The organism is Streptomyces sp. NPDC001933 (assembly GCF_042890955.1).
Lineage (GTDB): Bacteria > Actinomycetota > Actinomycetes > Streptomycetales > Streptomycetaceae > Streptomyces.
Map to the genome: position 1 here is coordinate 290,400 of NZ_JBIASS010000005.1, position 20,264 is coordinate 310,663.

The following is a 20,264-nucleotide window of genomic DNA, read 5'->3' on the forward strand; positions in this document are numbered from 1 at the left end:
TCGGCCATGACGGGTGAGGGCGGAGCGGACCTGAGGGCCGCGTCGACGTCCACACCCGTTACTGCCTGCCTCGGGCACACCTTCTGCAACCCATTCTGCGGGATCGCCGAGAGGCGCGCGGCCGAGAACAACCGCCGGTGGCGCGCTACGCACGCTACCCTCTCCGCCGCCCCCCGCCCACCTGCCCGTCCCAAACAGCACCGGATCCCGTGCCGAACATCGCCGTATCCCGCGCTGTGACGTCGTCGTATCCGATGCCGGACATCGCCGTATCCGGTGCCGTGCAGCCTGCGCGGACCACCCTGGGGAACCCCGTCCGGGCGGCGCGGATCACTGGCCCGACGGGGCAGAGTGCGCCCCCGCCCGCCCCGTCGCCGGTTCGCCGCCACCGTGGCTGGGGCACTATGACGAAGTGACTTCCGCCAGGTCGCACAAAGACTCCGGCCCGCTCCGCAGAGCGGGCCGGGCGGTCGGTCATGCCCTCCACAAACCGTTCACCGGAACCGCCAAAGGCATCCGGAAGGCGACGCACGCCCATGGCGCCGGGGAGTCCGGGCTCGGCAAACTGATCGAGCTGCACGCCGTGAACGGCGCGGGCGACGTGATGATCACGGTCGCGCTCGCCTCGACGGTGTTCTTCTCCGTGCCGACGGACGAGGCCCGCGGCCGTGTCGCCCTCTACCTCGCCGTCACCATGGCGCCCTTCACGCTCCTTGCCCCCGTGATCGGCCCGCTCCTGGACCGGCTGCCGCACGGCCGCCGCGCCGCGATGGCCGGCGCGATGCTGGCCCGCGCGGTGCTGGCGATCACCATGTCGGGCGCGGTCGCCACCGGCGGCCTGGAGCTGTATCCGGCCGCGCTGGGTGTCCTGGTCTGCTCGAAGGCGTACGGGGTGGTGCGCAGCGCCGTCGTACCGCGTCTGCTGCCGCCCCGTTTCTCCCTGGTGAAGGCGAACTCCCGGGTCACCCTGGCCGGGCTCCTGGCGACCGGGGTGGCGGCCCCGGTCGGGGTGGGGCTCCAGACCGTCGGGCCCGGCTGGCCGCTGTACGGCGCGTGCGTGATCTTCCTCGGCGGGACCGTGCTGGCCTTCACGCTGCCGCCGAAGGTCGACTCCGCGAAGGGCGAGCGGAAGGCCCAGCTGGTGCCGCCGCACGGCGTGGCGGTCTCCCGGAGCGACTCGGGGCGCGGCGCGGGCGGGCGGGCGCGGCGCCGGGACCGGGACCGGAACGGTGAGAAGCGGCCCGGTCTGCGGTCCGTGGGCCCGTCCGTGCTGAACGGGCTCCAGGCCAACTGCGCGCACCGCGCGCTCTCCGGTTTCCTGATCTTCTTCCTGGCGTTCCTGCTGCGCGAGCACCCGCTCGCCGGGCAGAGCGCCGCCGTCTCGCTCGGCATCGCCGGCGTCGCGGCCGGCGTGGGCAACGCGTCCGGTACGGCGGTCGGCTCCTGGCTGCGGGCCCGCGCCCCCGAGGCGATCGTCGTCTCGGTGCTGGCCCTGGCACTGGGGGTCGCGGTGCTCGCCGCGCTCCTCTTCGGCACGGTCATGGTCGCCGCGCTCAGCGCCACCGCGGGCTTCACACTGGCCCTGTCGAAGCTCTCGCTGGACGCGATGATCCAGCGCGACGTGCCCGAGGAGGTGCGCAGCTCCGCGTTCGCCCGGTCCGAGACCGTGCTCCAGATGGCCTGGGTGATCGGCGGCGGCATCGGCATCGCCCTCCCCCTCAACGGCGTACTGGGCATGTCGGTCGCCGCGGGCATCCTCGCCCTCGGCGCCGCAACGTCCGTACGGGGTCTGCTGGGCGAGGCGCGCCGCGCCTCGCCGCACCCCCGCGTGGCATGAACCGGAGCGACCGATAGCCTTCGGCCCATGACCGTTGCGTTCTTCTCCGGTAAGGGCCGCCGAATCGGCGTCGCTCTTGGTGCCGTGTCCGCGGGACTCCTTGTCCTCTCCGCCTGCGACAAGCCGACGCCGCTCGCGACCGTAACGGTCGGCGGCAACTCGGTGAGCGCCGAGGCGTCCTGCTACAACGACGGCGAGGCGCTCAAGCCGTCCGAGTACCAGAGCTGCCTGAACAAGAAGGCGGAGAAGTCCGTCGACGTCGCGATGGACGACAAGGTCCGCTTCGGCGTCGACCCCGAGGTCGCGGAGAACGGCTGGACCCTGTTCATCAACGGTCAGCAGGCCGAGCAGGAGCCGTACAAGAAGACCTACCGGTCCATCCCGGGCAGCGCCTTCTTCTCCAGCCAGACCGGCGAGACCTCGAACAAGACGCAGATCAGCATCGTGGAGACGAAGGGCAAGAAGCTCGTCGGCATCTGGCACTTCGAGCTGAAGAAGACCTCCTGATCCCCTCCTGCCCCCGGAGGCTCTCCCCGTGCGTGCGCTCGTCGTGACCGCTGTCCCAGCAGAACGGGACGCGGTCACGCGCGCGTTCGGGGACGTTTCCGGGGCGTCGGTCTTCTGCGTTCCGGGCGCGGAGATCCACCGCGCGGGCCCCTTCGACGTCCTGGCGGGCGGTGCGGGGCCGGCCGCCGCGGCGGCCTCGGCCGCCTTCGGTCTGGCCTCGGACCGCTACGGCCTGGTGATCTCGGCCGGCATCGGCGGCGGGTTCGCCGGCGTCGCACCGGTCGGCTCCCTGGTGGTGGCCGACCGCATCGGCGCGGCGGATCTGGGCGCCGAGACCGCGACGGGCTTCGTGCCGGTCACCGAGCTCGGCTTCGGCCGCGCCTGGCATTTCCCGCCCCGGTCGCTGGTACGGGAGGTGGCCGCCGCCACCGGCGCGGTCACCGGCGCCGTCCTCACCGTCTCCACCGTGACCGGCTCCGCCGACCGCGCCGCAGCCCTGCTCGCCGCGCACCCGCGGGCCGCCGCCGAGGCCATGGAGGGCTTCGGGGTCGCGGAGGCCGCCGAGCGCGTCGGCCTGCCCGTCCTGGAGATCAGGGCGGTCTCGAACGCCGTGGGCCCGCGCGACCGGGACGCCTGGCGCATCGGCGACGCGCTGGCCGCGCTCACCGAGGCGTTCGGGAAGCTCGTACCCGTACTGGAAGGTTGGACCCACCATGACCGACACGAATCCTGACCCGCTGCAGATCGCCTTCTCGCCCTGCCCGAACGACACCTTCGTCTTCGACGCCTGGGCGCACGGAAGGGTCCCCGGCGCGCCCGCCCTCGATGTCACCTTCGCGGACATCGACATCACCAACGGGATGGCCGAGCGCGGCGAGCTCGACGTCCTCAAGGTGTCCTACGCGGTGCTGCCGTGGGTGCTCGACGAGTACGCGCTGCTGCCGTGCGGCGGGGCGCTGGGCAGGGGCTGCGGCCCGCTCGTCCTCACGAGGGAGGGCGCGGACCCGGACCTGACCGGCCGGACCGTGGCCGTACCGAGCGAGCGCTCCACCGCGTATCTGCTGTTCCGCCTCTGGGCGGCCGAGGTGGTGCCGGGCGGTGTCGGCGAGATCGTCGTGATGCCGTTCGACGAGATCATGCCGGCCGTGCGCGACGGCAAGGTGGACGCCGGTCTCGTCATCCACGAGGCCCGGTTCACGTACCAGAACTACGGGCTCCACAACCTCGCCGACATGGGCCGGCACTGGGAGGAGACGACCGGGCTGCCGATCCCGCTCGGCGCGATCATCGCCAAGCGCTCGCTGGGCGCGGACACGCTGAAACTGCTCGCCGACTCGGTGCGCACCTCGGTACGGATGGCCTGGGACGACCCGGAGACGTCCCGGCCCTACGTGCTGGCCCACGCCCAGGAGATGGACCCGGCGGTGGCGGACCAGCACATCGGGCTGTACGTCAACGAGTTCACCGCCGACCTGGGCGAGGACGGCTACGCGGCGATCCGCGGACTGCTGACCCGCGCGGCGGCCGAGGGACTGGTACCGCCCCTCGGCCCCGACGCACTGTCGTTCGTCTGATCCGCGCTCTTTTTTGTTGGTTCTCAGACGTCGAGCTGGTCGGCGACCGCGCGCAGCAGGCCGCCGATCTTCTTCCCGGCCGCCTTGTCGGGGTAGCGGCCGCGCTCCAGCATCGGCGTGATGTTCTCCAGCAGGGTGGTCAGGTCCTGCACGATGGACGCCAGCTCGTCCGGCTTGCGGCGCTGCGCGGCCGCCACGGACGGGGTCGGGTCCAAGACCGCCACCGAGAGCGCCTGATCACCGCGCTGACCTGCGACGACCCCGAATTCGACCCGCTGGCCGGGTTTGAGTGCGTCGACGCCGTCGGGGAGCACGGAGGAGTGCACGAAGACGTCGCCGCCGTCGTCGCGGGAGAGGAAGCCGAAGCCCTTCTCGCTGTTGAACCACTTGACCTTGCCAGTTGGCAAAGCACGCACCCCATCTCAACCCGTATGCAACCTGTATGCCGGAACCCGGAAAAAAATTCTCAGCAGGTCAGGCTATCCAGTGGTGGTGCTCCCCTGCTGGCAGCAGCCTCCCCAGGGGGAGTACCCCTCGTCAAGCCTGGTCATCCGGACGCTGTCCGGAAACGGCGCCTGCTTTACGCGCCGGTGGCCGCGGGGTGGTTCTCCGCCGCCGGGAACTACCCTGGCCCGGTGAGTACTACACCTTCTGGCGCGGGTGACCGGCTGGTCCGGATCGGCGCGATCGTCTTCTTCATCGGCGCACTGTCCACCCTGGCCACCGTGGCCCCCCTCTTCCTCGGCACCCATCCGCTCCCGTCCATCGCCTGGTCGCTGTGCATGCTGATGGGCGTCGGCTTCCTGATCGCCGCGGCGGGCGTGATCCGGTCGGTTCGCGCGGGGGCGGCGAAGCGGTAACTCGACCGCGACACCCACACCTCTCTTCCCTGTCGCAAACACCACCGCCCGCACAGCCCGGTAGCAGAACCCGGTCGTCACAGCACTCCACCCGCACGTGTTTGGCCGGAAGTGCGTTGCCACTGCTACGCCCCCCTTGATACAGATAAAGATCCTGCTGCCGGTGGCACGCATGTTGCCGGGCGCAGTTGACGCAACGCATTGACCGGGGGATGCGGGGGGATGGCATGACGGGGTGGGACATCAGGCCGAGCGGGGTGGAGTCCGTTCTGTCGTTGGTGGGTCTGGCCGCCGAGGACCTGAGCAAGGGCGTCAGGGGTTACGGCGAGAACGTGGAGGACGCCGCGCTGCACGCGGGGACGATCAGCGGGCCGTACTGCGGCGAAGCACCGGCGGGACCGGTCGGCGCCGCGGTCGCGAACTTCATCTCGGACACTCAGCAGCAGATCAGACTCATGGCCGCCCGCACGAAGAAGTCGATGGACGGAACGGTCAAGGCCACCACCGAGTACATCGAGGGTGATCTGGCCATGGCCGCCCGCGCCCAGCGCGAGGCGTCGAAGGCCCCGACCCCCGCCGAGATCAGGGCGGTCGGCCAGAAGCCCGGCCACCGGGGCGGGGAGTAGCCGACGTGATCGAACCGGGCGGGATACCCCAGTACACCGGTGACTTCGGCCGGCTGGAGAAGGCCGCGTCCGGTCTGCGTACGCATGCCACGGGCATCCGGAACGGTGGGAAGGACGTCCACTCCCGCTTCCAGGCGACGGCCGCGTACTACAAGGCGCCCGAGGCCGAGAAGCTGTTCTCCTCCACCCAGCCCGTCATGGACACGGCCGACGAATTCGCGGGGAGCATCGAGTCGCTCGCCGACGCCCTGGACACGTTCGTCTTCGAGGCCAAACCCCACGCCGACCGGCTCAAGCAGCTGAGGCTGGACGCGATCGTCTTCGTCGACAGCGTCCGGGGCGATGACAACTGGACCGAGGACAAGAACAGGACCGACAAACACCAGGCGCTGATGGACGGCGTGGCCGCGGCGCGCGAGGGCTTCCAGGAAGCCGAACGCAACGCGGCCAACAAGATCAACGCACTCAGTCCGGGAGCCTGCCGCCCCGCATGGATCGTGGACGACGGCACCCATGGACTCGGCATGTACGGCCAGAGCGCCGACGCGCTCAAGGGCATGAAGGACCTGCCGTGGGGCAGTCCCGAAGGCCGCACCTACGAGCGGTGGAGCCTGAGTGGTGGGGGCACGGGGCCAAGAGCTGGGCGTGGGACGGCATAGCCAAGGACAGCATCTGGGGCGGCATCGACGGCCTGGGCACCCTGATCGGCTTCCACGGCGGCGAGGCGCGCGACCAGGCATGGGACGGTCTGCGACGAACGGCAGTCGGTGGTTACGCCTACGGCATGGACCTGTTCGGCCAGGACGAGCACCTCTCCGGCTGGCAGCGCGAGAGCAAGGCGTACGCGAAGGAGTTCGGCAAGCAGTTCATCGCGTACGACATGTGGGAGGAGGACCCCGCTCGCGCCCACGCCGCCGTGTCCTTCAACATCCTCACCCTCGCCGCCGGCCCCCTCGCCGGTGCCGCCAAGCTGGGCAAGGGCGGCACGATCGCGAAGGCCGCCGGCACCATGGCGAAGATCGGCGACGCCCTCGACCCCCTCTCCGGCACCTTCAAGGCCGCCAAGGCCCTTTCGGATCTGCCCAAGGTCTCCCAGGTCCTGGCCAACGTCAGCGAACACCTCCAGCTACCGAAGACCAAGTTCCCCGACGGCGCCCTCGACCTGAGCGACCGTTTCCGGGTCGACAAGGACGGCAACTTCATCCCGCTCGGCCGGGACGGCACCCCCGACCTGACCCCGGCCAGGCACGAGCCCTCCGCCGCCGAACGGGGCGCCGGCCAACCGCACGGCGATCGCGAACCGGTCGGTGTCGGCGCTCGGACTGGCGAGGCCATCGGCCACGCGGGCAACCACCTCACCCCACGCGCCAGCCTCGAAGCAGACGGTGGCGCGGCTCGCGGAAGCGGCGGTCACGCAAGCGCGGATCACGAAACGCACGGCGGCTCAGGCAGTGACGAACCCTCTCACGGCAGGGGTGGTGCCCATCCGGAGCACGCTCCGGGCCCTGGCGAGCACGCCCATGGCCACGACATGAACGACACCCTTCCCGCGTCAGGCCGTGCCGACGGCCAAGGAAGCACCGGGGACTCTTCAGCACACAGGAAGGGTGTGTGGCCCGCCAGGAGTGACATCCCTGGACCGGCTGCCGGAGAAGAGCTGAAGCCCCCCAACGCCAGACACACAATCAGCGGATCCGTCGGTAAAGAGATCAAGGAGAAAAACAGCATCGTCTTGCGCGGATATTCCCGCGAGATCGAAGAAGACATCGCCGCTATCGCGGAGGGGCGAGCAAAACTCACCGCGGACGGGAACCGCTACGAAATCAATGGCCGCACCTACGGAGTCGAGCCAGGCGGCCGCGTCTACCCTGGATCAGGGCCGGGTATCGTCAATCTCGACAGGAACGAATATGCCGCATTGCAGCAGATAGTGAAGGCCAAGGGTGATATTGACGCCGCACCCCAATTGACGCGGAACCCTCGGTTCGTCAACAACCCGCAAGCCGTTCAAAAGGCGCTGGACCTCTACAACGGGACCTATCGATGACATACAACCTCTTCACCACCGATCACCTGCAGCCGTCCCGCGTCTCCGATGCTTTGGCATCATGCCTGCACATTGAGCCGAACTCTGTCGATGTTGCCCAAGTCGACGCCGACCAGGACAACCGCCACTGGGATGCACTTGCCCTGTGCGATTACTCGGATACCTTTGGCGACGTGTCACTGACTCTGGACATCTTCGTCCAGGATTCCGTCTCCGAGCAGCCGACCGAGTCGGAATTCGCATCGCGTTTCGCTGTTGCGGCGCAGACCGTGGTCCTGTATCCCGCAGAGGAGCAACTTCCCAGCGCATATTGGCTGGTGACTCCGACCGGTTTGGTGACCCGCGCACGTCTCTTGGCATCGGACGACGAGCGACCCGAGTACTCCATCGATGCTGTTGAGGCCGCCGTTCCTCAGCTTCCTGGCATCCGCGTCATGCAGCTTCCGGAGATCGTCCGGGAACAACATGTGCCCACTCCGACCACTTCGGAATTCATTCACGCCGCAGAGTTCCTCGGGAAAGCGCAGGAAATACCCTCCACCCCTGCTCTCATTGATGAACCAGAATCACATCTGTACCACTCTCGGGCTTATCTTGCAGAGTGGGAGAGAATGGTGCGGCGCATGGAATCAGACTGGCAACCCACCGGCAATTATCCGGTCGTGTTGTACTGGGAGGCTCTGCTGGCACGAGACCGGGTCGAGCAGCTGCCAGAAGCACTGCCCAGGCCTGTGGCCGATCTCCTGCGCAAGTCCGTCGGGCAACTCGACGAGGCGTTCAAGAAGTGCACCGCGCCGGACGACACCTGGGCGGCTGGGGCAGGGGTCCCGGGATCTCTCGCCGATCTCAGCGAACGCGGTTGGTGGTGGCGCCGCAAGCCTCTCATCCTGCCGTGGGACAAGAACTGAATCCGAAGTAAGCGAGGCAGCACATGACCCAGGACGTCATAGCCCTCACCCCGCAGATGCCGGACACAAGAACGCTGCTGGCCGGACTCCACGCCGGCGGTCCCGATCTGCTCGTGAACCGGGCGGGCGACGGCTCCGTCGCTCAGCTGTGCACGGCCGCCGGGCAGGCGCTGGTGTCGCTCGAAGCGCCCCGGTACCTCCAAGTACCGGGTGAGGTGGCCAGGTTGCTCGGGTCGGGCGTGCACGCGGAGTCGCCCGTGTGGTGGACCGAGGCGCGGGCGACCAGTTCTGTGGAGGCGGCCGCGCAGTTGGCCGGGTCCGTCGCCGGGCGGCTGGTCGCCGTGCACGGGGGCGAGGTCTGGCCGCGCGAGGCCGGTCACACCGATGTCGTGGCCGATCTCGCCGACGCTGCCGCAGACGCAGTCCCCCTGGGCGTCGACCTGCTCACCGAGAAGGCCGCCGTCGTCATCCAGGGCCGCCCCGTGATCGCTGCCACGACCTGGCTGACCGACGTCGTGCGCAACGCGGCCCGCACCGGACGCGAACTGCAGATCGTCACCCCGCCCGGCACCGGGCTCACGTTCCCCGCCCGCACACTGCTGGACGGACTGCCCTCCCGCTGGGTCGTGAGCGACCCCGGATGCGGTTACTACGACGGCCTCTCCGGAGCCGTACTGCACTGGCACGAGGGGCGATTCACCCACGCAGCCGGCGACAAGCCCCAGATAGCGGATGCTTTCCGGCCCCGCCCCGGCACCGGAGGCGAACGGCAACTGCTTCTCTCCATCCGTACGGTCCACCCCGCCGACGAGCATCTCGTCCTGGGCGGTGCCCTGGAACAGGCATGGCGCACGCTCACCGGAGCCCCGCCCGCCGGATGGGCAACCTCCGAGCCCATCAGCGCCCCTTGGTCACCAAGGCAGTTGACCGACCTGGCCCGCACCCGCGCCCAGCAGTCCCTGCCCACCTGGGCCGTCGCGATCGGAACCCCCGACCGCCCGGCGATCGCCACCATGCGCACCGCCCGCACCCACCTCGGCGTCGAAGAGCACATCACGCTGGCCATCGGCTACCGCGCCGATCAGCACATTCCGGCGGACGCCATGCCCGAGCTGGCCGAATCCCTGGTCGCCAGGCACGATCTCGCCACGATGATCGGCCAACTGCGCACCGCACGCGCGGATCTGACCACCCCCGCCCACCACGAGCCACCCCCAGTGCCGCTCAGCTTCACCCTCGGCCCCGACGCCGTTGCCGACCTCGGCCTCGACCATGCCCGCCGGGCCCTCACCGGCACCGCTCCCATCCGCCTCGGCCCGGCCGCCCGGCCTGCGCTGCACTACCCCCTCGGCGACGGCACCGACCCCGCCACCTGGCAACGCCTGCGGCAGATCAACGACCATGTGAATAGGGCCCGACAGGCAGAACAGGGAGGCGCGTCCGTGGCGCGCCCAGAAGCCACGAAGGTCGGTGGCCCGACGCCTCCACGTCAAAGGAACTGACAGTGGGCTTCTGGATGGGAATCACCCGCCACGACAGCGAGGAAATCCTGCAACTGCTCGACCACCCCGAAGGCCCGGACGCCGGCAGGGAGCGGGTTCGCAACGAGTGGAACTCCGACGACGACTATCGCCGGCCCGGATCCCAGCTGCGCACGCTCGAATCAACGCACATCACGCGCACCTGGGATGCGATCCACACGCTGCTGACCGGGTGCGAGAACATCGACATGGTCGATTTCGCTCCCCCGACCGGTGAACCGCCTGCATCCGACGTCATCATGGGAGGTCTCATCATCGGGCGCCGCGGTGGCCATGGCCTGCGGATGAACAATCTCCTGCTGTTGATGCCCGACGAGGTCCGAGCCGTCGACCGATTCCTTCGAGGCATCGACCTGGACGAGGTGATCCAGGAGCGCCGTGATCTGCTGGATGAGGTGTACGTGTACTCCTTCTGCACGACCATCCGAAAGGAAGACGGCAGCGAGCAGGAGTCGAACATGGCCGAAGACGGCAGCCTTGCCGACGACTTCGCGACCCTGCGCAACTTCTACGCCCGCGCGGCCGAAGCCGGAAATGCTGTGATCAAGGACATCTCCTGACCGGCCGCAGACTCTTCGGAAGTCAGTCCTGGCAGCGACCCTCTTTGAGGGTGCACACAAGGGCAGCCCAGGCGGCGGGTGTGGTGCGGAGTATCGCTCCGGTGGAGTCGCTGCTCTCAGTGAGCTTGACGCCGCCGCCGACATCCGTGACGACGTGGACGCACGAGTCCCCCTGGGCGCAGTGAGATGACTTCTGCCAGTGGTCGTGTGCGGGCACGGGCATTCCTCTCATAGCTGCTGACCGATGCGGTGGATCAGGTCCCGGGTGCCCTGGCGCGCATCCGCGGATCCCGACGTATCTCGCTCGCCCTGCCAACTATGGAGAAGTCACCCTATCGAGGGAACCCCGTCCATATGATCGACCTCGGCTCCCGCGGGTGGAACGGGAGCGACAGGAGGAGGAGACCATGTCGGAGATTTCCAGGCGGTCGCTGCTGGGGTACTCGGGATCCGCCGCGGCCGGTGCCGTGTTCGCGTCCGCCGGTGCAGCCAGGGCAGCCGGGACCGAGGAAGCGCAGTCGGCCCCGGTGGAGTTCGGCCCGGGGACTGAGTTCAAGGCGCAGCAGAGCATGGCCGAGTCCGACCTCATGATGGAGATGACGTTCAGCGTGCGGGTGGACTGGCCCAACGGCTCCCCGTCGGCGCAGGAGATCACAGCCCTGGAGGTGGCCCAGGCACTGTCCGCGATCGCCGAGTCGAAAGGCTGGCCGCCGCTCACCTTCTACGGCACTCCGGCTCCCGCGCCGCTGACCTGATCTGCCGCCGGAGGGCACGCCCGTCACGGCCCTTCAACAGGGTGAACTCCCGTACCGCGACCACCGCTTCGTCACCGAGGAGGACGGCTTCGGGTACTGGCCGTACGGCCGCGCGCACCACCCGTACGTACGCGAGAGACCGGCCGCCGGGAAGCGGGAACCCGGCGGCCGGGGCGGGAGCGGCAGGGCAGAGGGAGCGCGGGAACGCACGGTGAAGCCGTGGGCTGCGGGGCGGGAGCCGGACGGCCGCGAGGATGCGGGAGTCAGCCCTGGCAGTGGCCCTCCTTGAGGGTACGCACGAGGGTGGCCCACACGCGTGGTGTGGTGCGGAGTATCGCTCCCGTGGGGTCGCCACTCTCGGTGAGCTTGACCCCGTCGTCGGCGTCCGTGGCGACGTGGACGCAGGATTCGCCCTGCCCGCAGTACGAGGACTTCTGCCATGGGTACTGGCGCATATCCGGCTCCTTCACTGGTCGGCGATCAGGCTGTGAATGAAGTCCCGGGACTCGTCCGGCGCCAGCGCCACGGCCTCCATGCGCGCCAGCAGGAGGCGGTAAGCCTCCAGTTCCGCCTCGGCATCCACCAGGACGGGGCCATGTGACTGGTCCAGCGAGACCGTGTCGAGGCGGGGCACCGAGCCGTGTACGTACAGGATGGTCTGGCCCGATCCGGGATAGGCGCCGATGGCGAACGGGATCACCTGGATTGTGATGTGCTCTCGCTCGCTCTGCTCAAGCAGATGCCGAAGCTGGTTCCTGGCGACGACGGGACCGCCCACCGGAACGCGGAGGGCAGCTTCATGAATGACTGCCCGGAACGTTGGCGGGCTCGGTCGGTCGAGGAGGGCCTGACGCTGAAGTCGGTGGCTCACACGGTGCTCGATGTCCGAGCGGGAGAACTCCGGCACCACCTGCCGGAAGATCGCGCGGGCATGGTCCATGGTCTGGAGGAGTCCCGGGACATGGGACGTATTGGCGGACCGCAGCCCGGTCGCGTGGTGCTCCAGTTCTGCGATGTCCAGCAAAGGGGAGGGCAGGACCTCCCGGAATGTCTCCCACCACCCCGATGAGCGTTCCCCGGCGAGATCGAGCAGCCCTGCGATGTACGCGGTGTCCGAGCAGCGATAGTTGCGAGCCATTGCGCGCAGCCGTTCCGCACTCACACCGAAACGGCTCGCCTCGATGTTGCTGAGCTGAGCCTGACTGATACCGAGCAGGCGCGCGCCCTCCGTGGCCGTGAGTCCAGCGCGGTCCCGCAGTCTGCGCAACTCGGCCCCGAGGCGCAGGCGTCGCACGCCGGGGGTGCTTCTGGACGCCATGCGTCAACTCTCCTTAATCAGGAACGCGTTGGCAATGTCACTCACACGAGTGTAGATCTCAACTGATTGTCGATCTGGCAAATATTTTATGTCTCATGCCGTTAGTTTGGATCCAGGCCACCCGCCCGGAAGCACCCCGCTCGACGGAGCGGCCTCGTCACCGGGCAACTCGAAGTACATCCTTCAATTTCCCTCCATGACTGGAGACTTCCATGGTCAGTGCCACGGTATCCCCGCCCTGGACATACACCCTCCAACTCCCGCAGGATCCCCGTGCCCCGGGCGTCGCCCGCGCCACCCTCCGCAACGTCCTGCGCGTGCACGGTATGCGCGAACTCACCGAGATCGCCGAGCTGTTGGCGAGCGAGCTGGTCACCAACGCGTACCTGTACTCCTCGGGGCCGTACTCGCTCCGGCTGCGCGACGCCGGGCGCAGCCGCGTACGGATGAGCGTGTGGGACAGCGATCCCCACATCCCGGCGCCGTTCCGGTGGGGTGCCGGGGAGCCGGAGGAACTGGCCGAGCGGGGGCGGGGGTTGTACCTCGTCACGTTGTACGCGGAGTGCTGGGGCGCGTACCCCATGCGGGGCGGGCTGCCGGGGCAGGGCGGGAAGCTGCTCTGGGTGGAATGCGCGGCGAAGGCGTAGCGGGCGACTGCTGCGTCAGGGGCAGTTCATGGTGGCGGCGACCGTGGTCAGGACGGCGCGCTTGATCGCCGCGTACTGGGCGTCCGTGCCCGAGGCGTACACGTGCACGTACCTGGTCCCGGAGCCTTCGGCGCACGTCAGAGCCGTGACGGCGTCGCGGTCGTAGCGGAGGGCCTCGGCCGTCAGGTTCAGGGGTTTGCCCGATGACACGGGTACTTCGGCGCGTACGCCGGTCGGCGAGAAGGCGTCCACGGTCGCCCTGTCACGCAGGACGACCGCCGAGAAGAGACCCAGGTCGAGCTCGTCCTCGCCGTCCTGGAGCACCGAGCACCTGCTGACCGGGGCGTCATCGAACGCACCGAGCTGGGTCACCTCGCCGTCGGCCCATTTCCGTACGGTTCCGGCGTCCGCCACGCCGCAGGGCGACTCCCCTGCAGCAGGGCGTACCGGCTTCAGCGCGGGCCAGTCGAAGCTCTTGGGTACGGGGAAGGGCTTGCCGCCGCACTCGGCGATCCGGGCGTTGCCGACGGCGAGCAGGGTCCTGGCGGCGAGGTCCGCGGCGGCGCGCGGGTCGGCCTTCGCGCCGGGGACGTCGACGTTCACCACTTTGTCCGGGCACTGCGGGAGATGGAGCCAGCCGTCCACCCGGTCGCCGTTCGCCTTGATCATCCCGGGCAGGTCGTGGGGCAGCGGGAACCTGCCGAGGTCCCACCACAGATGCGACTTGAGAGGGGTCTTCATCACGGTGGTGCTGAGCTGCCAGTCGCCCCTGCTCACCGTGCACTCCGGGTCGCCCCAGTGGTCCTTGCTCTCCGTGACCTTCCAGGAGCCGTCGCCCGACGGGGCCGCCCCGGTCAGGAGCGACTGGTCGATGGAGCCCCAGCACGCGCGGTCCGGCAGGCCGCTCCAGGGCCACTTGTCGCCCACCGTGGCCCAGACGGCGACGAGCAGTGCGGCCGTTCCCAGGGCGACGGCCGCCCAGAGCCGCTTGGTGCGCGGGGCACGGTTGCCGGTGCCTGTGCCTGTGCCTGTGCCTGTGCCTGTGCCTGTGCCTGTGCCCGTGCCCGTGCCCGTGCTTGCCGAGTGTTCGAATTCCCCCATGGATGATCAACCTAGTGCTGGGCCGCGTACACCTCCAGCCACTCCGGGAACTCCGTCAGGGACGACAGGACGACGTCCGCGCCCGCCTCGCGGAGTTCTGCCGCGTCGCACGGGCCCGTGGTGACCGCGACCGACACGGCGCCGGCGGTGCGGGCGCCGCGTACGTCGCCGGTGTGGTCGCCGACGTAGATGTGGGCGCCGTGCTCGCGCAGGGCGTGGCCCTTCGCCTCGGCCCACAGGCCGCCGATGACCGCGTCGGGGTCGATGCCGAGGTGGGCCATGTGGAGTTCCGCGCTCGGCTGGTACTTGGCGGTGACGACTATCGTCCGGCCGCCCCGTTCACGGATCGCCGCGACCGACTCCCGGGCGCCCGGGAGCGCGAGGCTGGGGTCGATGGCGTATGTGGGATAGATCTCGCGGTAGCGGTCGGCGGTCGCGGCCACCTTGTCGGCGGGGAACCAGTTCCGCAGCTCCTCGTCGACCGGCGGGCCGAGCCTGCTCACCACCAGATCGGCGTCGATCGGCGTCCCCGTTTCAGCGGAAAGCGCCAGGTAGGCGGCCTTGATTCCGGGCCGGGTGTCGATGAGCGTCATGTCGAGGTCGAAGCCGACCGTCAGGGGGTGCGAGGGCATGACGTCCATTGTCCGTGGGGGCATTCGCCGCTCCGGCGCCGGTGCGGCCTTCGGGCCCAAAAGGGCGGTGCTTAGACTTAGCCAAGCCTTACCTTTGCACCGTTCGCGCCACTTGTTCTTCGCCACTTGCTCGTCACCACTTGATTGGGTCCGATGTCAGCCGCCGCACCTCGCCGCTCAAGACGCGCACTCGCGACGGCGGCGGCCGTCGTGGCGCTGCTCGTGGCGGTACTCCTCAGTCTGGCCGTGGGGGCCCGCTCCATACCCCCGTCCGAAGTGTTCGATGTCCTGCTGCATGGCGGGCACTCCGACAACGCCGAAGTCATCCGGAACATGCGCGTGCCGCGCACCCTGATCGGGCTGATGGTCGGCGCCGCGCTGGCCATCGCGGGCACGGTGCTCCAGGGCATCACCCGTAACCCCATCGCCGACCCCGGCATCCTCGGCATCAGCCAGGGCGCCTCGGTGGGTGTGGTGCTGGCCATCGCGTACGCCGGGGTCCACAGCCTGACGGGGTACGTGTGGTTCGGCTTCGCGGGGGCGGCGATCGCCTCCGTCGCCGTGTACGCGATCGCGTCGAGCGGGCGCGGCGGTGCCACGCCCGTGAAGCTCGCGCTGGGCGGCGCCGCCATCAACGCGCTGCTGGTGTCGGTGGTCTCGGCGGTGCTGACGACCAAGGCGTCCGCGCTGGACGAGTTCCGCTTCTGGCAGGTCGGCTCGATCGCCGGGCGCGAGGCCGAGGTGGCGCAGCAGATCTGGCCGTTCGTGCTGGTGGGGATCCTGCTCGTGCTTTCCGTCGCCCGGGGGCTCGACGCGCTGGCGCTCGGCGAGGACGTCGCGAAGGGGCTCGGGCAGAACGTCGCGGCGGTCCGGGTCGTCGGCGGAATCGGGGCCACGGTGCTGACCGGTGCCGGAGTCGCGGCGGCCGGGCCGATCGCGTTCATCGGGCTGGCCGTACCGCACATCGCCCGCGCGGTCGTCGGCTCCGACCACCGCTGGGTGCTGCCGATGGCGGCGCTGATCGGGCCCGTGATGCTGCTGGTGTCGGATGTGATCGGCCGCGTCCTCTTCCCGCCGAGCGAGGTTCCGGCGGGTGTGATGACGGCGCTGATCGGGGTGCCGTTCCTGGTCGCTCTCGTACGCCGGAAGGCGGTGCCCGCATGAGTGCCGGTACGAAGGTCCGGGCGGAGGTCCGGGTGCGGCCCTCGGGGTACCAGGTCGTACGGATCGGGGCGCGGGGGCGGTTCCTGCTGCACCGGCGGGCGAGCCTGGTCGCCGCCGCGCTCGTCGTGCTGCTGGCCGCCGTCTGTGTCGCGTACCTCTGCGTCGGCGAGAGCTTCGTCGCGCCCGGCGAGGTCGTGAAGGTGGTGCTGGGGCAGCCGTCCCAGGACGAACTGGTCGTCGGCACGCTGCGGCTGCCGCGGATGACCGTGGGGCTGCTGGTCGGCCTGGCCTTCGGGATCGCCGGTGCGCTGATCCAGACCGTCGCCCGCAACCCCCTCGCCAGCCCCGACATCATCGGCATCAGCCAGGGCGCGAGCGCGCTCACGGTCGGCGCGATGACCTTCGGCATCACCTCGTACACCGTGCTGCCGTACGTCTCCGTCATCGGCGGGGTGGCCGCTGCGGCGCTGGTGTACGTCTTCGCCTGGCGCGGCGGGCTGCACGCCACCCGCTTCGTCCTCATCGGCATCGGCTTCGCCATCGCGCTGCGCTCGGTCACCACGCTGTTCCTGACGAAGGGCGACTACCTGGTCGCCCAGCAGGCCCAGATCTGGATGACCGGCTCGCTCAACGGGCGCGGCTGGGCCGAGGCAGCGCCGATCGGCTGGACGCTGCTGATCCTGCTGCCCGCCGTGCTGTGGGCCGCCCGCGCCCAGCGCTCCGTCTCGATGGACGACGACACCGCGACCGCGCTCGGGGTGCGGCTGGGGCGGGTACGGCTGGGTCTGGTCGCGCTCGGCGTGATCCTGGCGTCCGTGGCGACCGGCACGGCCGGGCCGGTCGACTTCGTGGCGCTGCTCGCCCCGCAGATCGCCCGCCGGATGACCCGCACCGCGCAGATCCCGCTGCTCTGCTCGGCACTGCTCGGCGCGGTGATCGTGGTGTTCGCGGACCTGCTGGCGCGCAGGCTCTTCTCGCCCACCGAGCTGCCGGTGGGCGTACTGACGGCGGCGGTCGGCGCCCCGTATCTGATCTGGCTGATCATCCGCGGTCAGCGTGGCGGTCGCGGCCGTAGTGGAGGCACAGCATGAGTTCGACCCCGATGTCCGGCACCACGGTGGCCGGGACGGCATCGACCGGCTCCGTTGCGGCGACGGCCGGCCGGCTCGGCGCGCGGGAGCTGACGCTCGCGTACGAGGACCGCACCGTCGTCGAGGCACTGGACCTCGACATCCCGGACGGCCGGGTCACGGTCATCGTCGGCCCGAACGCCTGCGGCAAGTCGACCACCCTGCGCGCGCTCGGCCGGCTCCTGAAGCCGCGCGGCGGGGCCGTGCTCCTCGACGGCACCGAGCTGTCGAAGATCCCCACCCGGAAGATCGCCCAGTCGATCGGGCTGCTGCCGCAGACCCCGGTGGCCCCGGAGGCGATCACCGTCAGCGACCTCGTCGCCCGCGGGCGCCAGCCGCACCAGCACTGGTGGCAGCAGTGGTCGGACGAGGACGAGCGGGCGGTGACGGACGCGATGGAGCGTACGGATGTCACCGCGCTCGGCGACCGGTCCGTGGACGAGCTGTCCGGCGGTCAGCGCCAGCGGGTCTGGATCGCGATGGCTCTCGCCCAGGAGACCGATCTGCTGCTGCTCGACGAGCCGACCACGTACCTCGACATCGCCCATCAGGTGGAGGTCCTGGACCTGGTGCGCCGGCTCACCGCCCCGGCGGCGGACGGCACCCGCGGCCGGACCGTCGTCACCGTGCTCCACGACCTCAACCAGGCCGCCCGGTACGCGGACCACCTGGTCGCCATGAAGGCGGGCCGGATCGTTGCCGAGGGCCGCCCCCAGGACGTCGTCACCGCCGAACTCGTACGCGAGGTCTTCGGCCTGGAAGCGGTGATCGTCCCGGACCCGGTGACCGGTTCGCCGCTCGTGGTGCCGGGCGCGCCGTGGCAGGCCGATACGGCTTCGTGAGCCCGTGACCTCGGTGTCCGGCCCCCCGGCGCATCCGTGACCCACCACCACCATCACCCCGATCCCTACGAAAGGCACCCCATGACCCCCTCCGTCCGCCGTCCCGTCCGCCGCCGCGGCCTCGCTCTCGGCGCCCTCTCCCTGGCCGGCGCGCTCACGCTCTCCGCCTGCGGTTCGTCCGACTCCGACGACAAGGACAGCGGTTCCGCCGCCGCGAAGACCCACACCGTCAAGACGGCCATGGGCGATGTCGAGGTCCCGGTGGACCCCAAGCGCGTCGTGGTGCTGGACACCGGTGAGCTGGACTCCGCGCTGACCCTCGGCGTGCAGCCGGTCGGCGCGACGCACTCGGCGTCGGAGGACGGCTTCCCCTCGTACCTGCCGGCGGACCGGACCAAGGGCATCAAGGAGGTGGGCGAGATCGCCAACCCCAACCTGGAGACCGTCGCCTCGCTGAAGCCGGACCTGATCCTCACCTCCAAGGTCCGTGACGGCGACCGTTACGAGCAGCTGAAGGCGATCGCCCCGACCGTGATGACGGAGTCCACCGGAACGGCCTGGAAGGAGAACTTCCAGCTGCACGCGGAGGCGCTCGGCAAGCAGGCCGAGGCGAAGAAGGCCGTCGCCGAGTACGACGCCCACGTCGCGAAGGTGACCGAGGCGGTCGGCGGCAAGGAGAAGGCCGCCGCCACCGAGGTCAACTTCGTCCGCTTCGTCGAGGGTGCCGACATCCGCATCTACGGCAAGCAGAACTACATCGGCACGATCCTCGCCGACCTGGGCATGGGCCGCCCCGCGATCACCGACAAGGCCAAGGACGGCTTCTCGTACGACGTGTCGCCCGAGAAGATCGACCTCGCCGACGCGGACGTCGTCTTCACGTCGACCTACGGCGACCCGGCGAAGGCGGGGACGACGAAGACGATGAACAGCGGCCTGTGGAAGGGGCTGAAGGCGTCCAAGGACGGCAAGGTCTTCAAGGTCGACGACCGGCTGTGGATCGCGGGCATCGGCTACACCGCCGCCGACAAGATCCTCGACGAGTTCCAGGCGAAGATGACCGGCTGACGTCCATTCATTTCGGCTGGCGTCCACTCATTTCGAGCACCGCCGCCCGGCCGTCACGTCCGTGGCCTCCGCGACCGCCACACCAGGTAGAGCGCGGAGGCGACGGCCGCCCCCCGCACCACCCACGGCCACATCTCGCCGATCGCGTCGCTCATCTGCCCGGCCCCGATGGGCTCGCCCCACCGGCCGTCGGTCCTGCCCCACAGCCAGACCAGCGCGCCCGCCGCGACCACGCCCGGCAGCCCCATCGCGGCCCACTTCGCCTCCGCGCGGGACAGCGTGCGCGAGCTGTACGCGAGGAGCCAGCCGCCCGCCAGGGCCAGCCAGGCCCCCGTCACGGCGCCCGCCACCAGAAGCACGGCGGCGAGCAGCAGCAACGGGTGGGAGAAGCCGTGGCCGCCCGCCCCGCGCTCGCGCGGCGCACGGCGGCCGAGCCGCAGAAGCCGGCGGCGGCGCGGCGCCTCCTCCTCCGCTTCCCCCGCTGCTCCCTCTTCCTCCGCGTCCGCCGCGTCCTGCCCGTCCCGCTCCTCGTTCTCCGCCGCGCGCGGGCGCGGCACCGCGTCCCGGGGCGGCGGCGGCTTCATCATGTCCGGGATCTCGACGCCGCCGACGAACCCGGGCACATCGACCCCGGCACCGAACGGCCCCGGTTCGGCCCGCCACCAGTCGGCCTCGCTCCCGGACGGCCCCAGCTCGTCCGTACCGGCCATGTGCGGCGGCGACGGCACCCGGCCGGACGGCGCGGCGGGCGCTTCCGGCGCGGCGGGTCCGGGCTCCTGCGGCCGCGACGCGCCCTTGCCGGAACTGTCTTTGCCGTCCTTCCGGAGCATCCCCTTGCGCGGACGGGGAATGCTGCGCCCTTCGTCCGCCGCGGGCTCCGGCCGCCCCGCGAGCTCCACCGTCCCGTCGCCCGACGCGGCCGCGGCGGCCACCAGTTCGTCGGGTTCGCCGAGCCTCCCGATGATGCGGCGGACCGCCGCCGGACTGTCCCCGGACTGCTTTCCGCGCTGCCGGTCGATCTCGCCCCGGAGCGTCGAGACCAGCCTCATCCGGGCGGCCGAGGACAGTTGTTGCTGCTGTGCCAGGTCCCCGACCCGGCTCAGATAGTCGTAGACCAGCTGGTCGCTCTCGATCCCCACGCGATCGT

24 protein-coding genes are annotated in these 20,264 nt (G+C 70.1%); 17 read left to right on the forward strand and 7 right to left on the reverse strand.

Annotated features, from left to right (window positions below; all coding sequences use genetic code 11):
* Window positions 1-412: 412 nt before the first annotated feature.
* The 4 genes from ACFYY7_RS15105 to ACFYY7_RS15120 are packed head-to-tail and all read left to right on the forward strand — an operon-like array spanning window position 413 to window position 3,918.
* A complete protein-coding gene (locus tag ACFYY7_RS15105) occupies window positions 413-1,837 on the forward strand; it encodes an MFS transporter (RefSeq protein ID WP_388661646.1) in 1,425 nt (474 codons plus the stop codon).
* A gap of 27 nt (window positions 1,838-1,864) precedes the next feature.
* On the forward strand, window positions 1,865-2,344 hold the full coding sequence (locus tag ACFYY7_RS15110; RefSeq protein WP_388661648.1) for a DUF2771 domain-containing protein: 480 nt from the start codon (window positions 1,865-1,867) through the stop codon (window positions 2,342-2,344).
* A gap of 28 nt (window positions 2,345-2,372) precedes the next feature.
* Window positions 2,373-3,077, forward strand: a complete 705-nt coding sequence (locus ACFYY7_RS15115; protein ID WP_388661650.1) for a futalosine hydrolase — start codon at window positions 2,373-2,375, stop codon at window positions 3,075-3,077.
* Window positions 3,058-3,918, forward strand: a complete 861-nt coding sequence (locus ACFYY7_RS15120) for a 1,4-dihydroxy-6-naphthoate synthase (protein WP_388661651.1) — start codon at window positions 3,058-3,060, stop codon at window positions 3,916-3,918. Before ACFYY7_RS15115 ends, ACFYY7_RS15120 begins: the two co-directional genes overlap by 20 nt.
* A gap of 23 nt (window positions 3,919-3,941) precedes the next feature.
* Here the strand turns inward: ACFYY7_RS15120 and ACFYY7_RS15125 are convergent, their stop codons facing one another.
* The gene (locus ACFYY7_RS15125) at window positions 3,942-4,325 is read right to left on the reverse strand and encodes a cold-shock protein (RefSeq protein ID WP_093540351.1); all 384 of its coding nucleotides are present in this window, start codon (window positions 4,323-4,325) and stop codon (window positions 3,942-3,944) included.
* Between the two features lie 228 nt (window positions 4,326-4,553).
* On the opposite strand from ACFYY7_RS15125, the gene ACFYY7_RS15130 reads away from it, so the two are divergent.
* The 7 genes from ACFYY7_RS15130 to ACFYY7_RS15160 all read left to right on the forward strand — a co-directional run bounded on the left by ACFYY7_RS15130 (window position 4,554) and on the right by ACFYY7_RS15160 (window position 10,460).
* The gene (locus ACFYY7_RS15130) at window positions 4,554-4,778 is read left to right on the forward strand and encodes a hypothetical protein (protein ID WP_388661653.1); all 225 of its coding nucleotides are present in this window, start codon (window positions 4,554-4,556) and stop codon (window positions 4,776-4,778) included.
* Between the two features lie 227 nt (window positions 4,779-5,005).
* Complete coding sequence (locus ACFYY7_RS15135) at window positions 5,006-5,404, forward strand: DUF6507 family protein (protein ID WP_388661655.1); 399 nt, start codon at window positions 5,006-5,008, stop codon at window positions 5,402-5,404.
* Between the two features lie 5 nt (window positions 5,405-5,409).
* Window positions 5,410-6,063, forward strand: coding sequence for a hypothetical protein (locus ACFYY7_RS15140; RefSeq protein ID WP_388661657.1), 654 nt, complete (start codon window positions 5,410-5,412; stop codon window positions 6,061-6,063).
* 125 nt (window positions 6,064-6,188) lie between these two features.
* Entirely contained in the window at window positions 6,189-7,451 is a 1,263-nt protein-coding gene (locus tag ACFYY7_RS15145) for a hypothetical protein (protein ID WP_388661659.1), read from the forward strand.
* Window positions 7,448-8,359 (forward strand): hypothetical protein, encoded by a 912-nt coding sequence (locus ACFYY7_RS15150; protein WP_388661661.1) that lies wholly within the window; start codon window positions 7,448-7,450, stop codon window positions 8,357-8,359. Before ACFYY7_RS15145 ends, ACFYY7_RS15150 begins: the two co-directional genes overlap by 4 nt.
* Before the next feature lie 23 nt (window positions 8,360-8,382).
* Window positions 8,383-9,861, forward strand: coding sequence for a DUF6177 family protein (locus tag ACFYY7_RS15155; protein ID WP_388661663.1), 1,479 nt, complete (start codon window positions 8,383-8,385; stop codon window positions 9,859-9,861).
* Window positions 9,862-9,863: 2 nt separating this feature from the next.
* Window positions 9,864-10,460: a DUF1877 family protein gene (locus tag ACFYY7_RS15160; protein WP_388661665.1), complete on the forward strand. Its 597-nt coding sequence runs from the start codon at window positions 9,864-9,866 to the stop codon at window positions 10,458-10,460.
* 22 nt (window positions 10,461-10,482) lie between these two features.
* Here the strand turns inward: ACFYY7_RS15160 and ACFYY7_RS15165 are convergent, their stop codons facing one another.
* Entirely contained in the window at window positions 10,483-10,692 is a 210-nt protein-coding gene (locus ACFYY7_RS15165; RefSeq protein ID WP_388661667.1) for a DUF397 domain-containing protein, read from the reverse strand.
* Window positions 10,693-10,867: 175 nt separating this feature from the next.
* On the opposite strand from ACFYY7_RS15165, the gene ACFYY7_RS15170 reads away from it, so the two are divergent.
* Window positions 10,868-11,215, forward strand: a complete 348-nt coding sequence (locus tag ACFYY7_RS15170; RefSeq protein ID WP_388661669.1) for a hypothetical protein — start codon at window positions 10,868-10,870, stop codon at window positions 11,213-11,215.
* Between the two features lie 263 nt (window positions 11,216-11,478).
* Here the strand turns inward: ACFYY7_RS15170 and ACFYY7_RS15175 are convergent, their stop codons facing one another.
* Window positions 11,479-11,670 (reverse strand): DUF397 domain-containing protein, encoded by a 192-nt coding sequence (locus tag ACFYY7_RS15175; protein ID WP_388661671.1) that lies wholly within the window; start codon window positions 11,668-11,670, stop codon window positions 11,479-11,481.
* Window positions 11,671-11,681: 11 nt separating this feature from the next.
* Window positions 11,682-12,533 (reverse strand): helix-turn-helix domain-containing protein, encoded by an 852-nt coding sequence (locus ACFYY7_RS15180; protein ID WP_388661672.1) that lies wholly within the window; start codon window positions 12,531-12,533, stop codon window positions 11,682-11,684.
* A gap of 212 nt (window positions 12,534-12,745) precedes the next feature.
* On the opposite strand from ACFYY7_RS15180, the gene ACFYY7_RS15185 reads away from it, so the two are divergent.
* Window positions 12,746-13,180, forward strand: a complete 435-nt coding sequence (locus ACFYY7_RS15185) for an ATP-binding protein (RefSeq protein ID WP_388661674.1) — start codon at window positions 12,746-12,748, stop codon at window positions 13,178-13,180.
* Window positions 13,181-13,195: 15 nt separating this feature from the next.
* Here the strand turns inward: ACFYY7_RS15185 and ACFYY7_RS15190 are convergent, their stop codons facing one another.
* Together ACFYY7_RS15190 and ACFYY7_RS15195 are read right to left on the reverse strand one after the other, a co-directional pair.
* Window positions 13,196-14,281, reverse strand: coding sequence for a hypothetical protein (locus tag ACFYY7_RS15190; RefSeq protein ID WP_388661676.1), 1,086 nt, complete (start codon window positions 14,279-14,281; stop codon window positions 13,196-13,198).
* Window positions 14,282-14,292: 11 nt separating this feature from the next.
* The gene (locus ACFYY7_RS15195) at window positions 14,293-14,913 is read right to left on the reverse strand and encodes an HAD family hydrolase (protein ID WP_388661677.1); all 621 of its coding nucleotides are present in this window, start codon (window positions 14,911-14,913) and stop codon (window positions 14,293-14,295) included.
* 153 nt (window positions 14,914-15,066) lie between these two features.
* Between ACFYY7_RS15195 and ACFYY7_RS15200 the strand changes: the two genes are divergently transcribed.
* The 4 genes from ACFYY7_RS15200 to ACFYY7_RS15215 all read left to right on the forward strand — a co-directional run bounded on the left by ACFYY7_RS15200 (window position 15,067) and on the right by ACFYY7_RS15215 (window position 19,117).
* Window positions 15,067-16,077 carry a FecCD family ABC transporter permease gene (locus ACFYY7_RS15200; RefSeq protein ID WP_388661679.1) on the forward strand — a complete coding sequence of 337 codons (1,011 nt, stop codon included), beginning with the start codon at window positions 15,067-15,069 and terminating at the stop codon, window positions 16,075-16,077.
* The gene (locus ACFYY7_RS15205) at window positions 16,074-17,168 is read left to right on the forward strand and encodes a FecCD family ABC transporter permease (RefSeq protein ID WP_388661681.1); all 1,095 of its coding nucleotides are present in this window, start codon (window positions 16,074-16,076) and stop codon (window positions 17,166-17,168) included. Before ACFYY7_RS15200 ends, ACFYY7_RS15205 begins: the two co-directional genes overlap by 4 nt.
* 11 nt (window positions 17,169-17,179) lie before the next feature.
* The gene (locus ACFYY7_RS15210) at window positions 17,180-18,049 is read left to right on the forward strand and encodes an ABC transporter ATP-binding protein (protein WP_388662017.1); all 870 of its coding nucleotides are present in this window, start codon (window positions 17,180-17,182) and stop codon (window positions 18,047-18,049) included.
* Window positions 18,050-18,130: 81 nt separating this feature from the next.
* Window positions 18,131-19,117, forward strand: a complete 987-nt coding sequence (locus tag ACFYY7_RS15215) for an ABC transporter substrate-binding protein (protein WP_388661683.1) — start codon at window positions 18,131-18,133, stop codon at window positions 19,115-19,117.
* 53 nt (window positions 19,118-19,170) lie between these two features.
* Here the strand turns inward: ACFYY7_RS15215 and ACFYY7_RS15220 are convergent, their stop codons facing one another.
* Window positions 19,171-20,256 (reverse strand): hypothetical protein, encoded by a 1,086-nt coding sequence (locus tag ACFYY7_RS15220; RefSeq protein WP_388661685.1) that lies wholly within the window; start codon window positions 20,254-20,256, stop codon window positions 19,171-19,173.
* Between the last annotated feature and the right edge of the window lie 8 nt (window positions 20,257-20,264).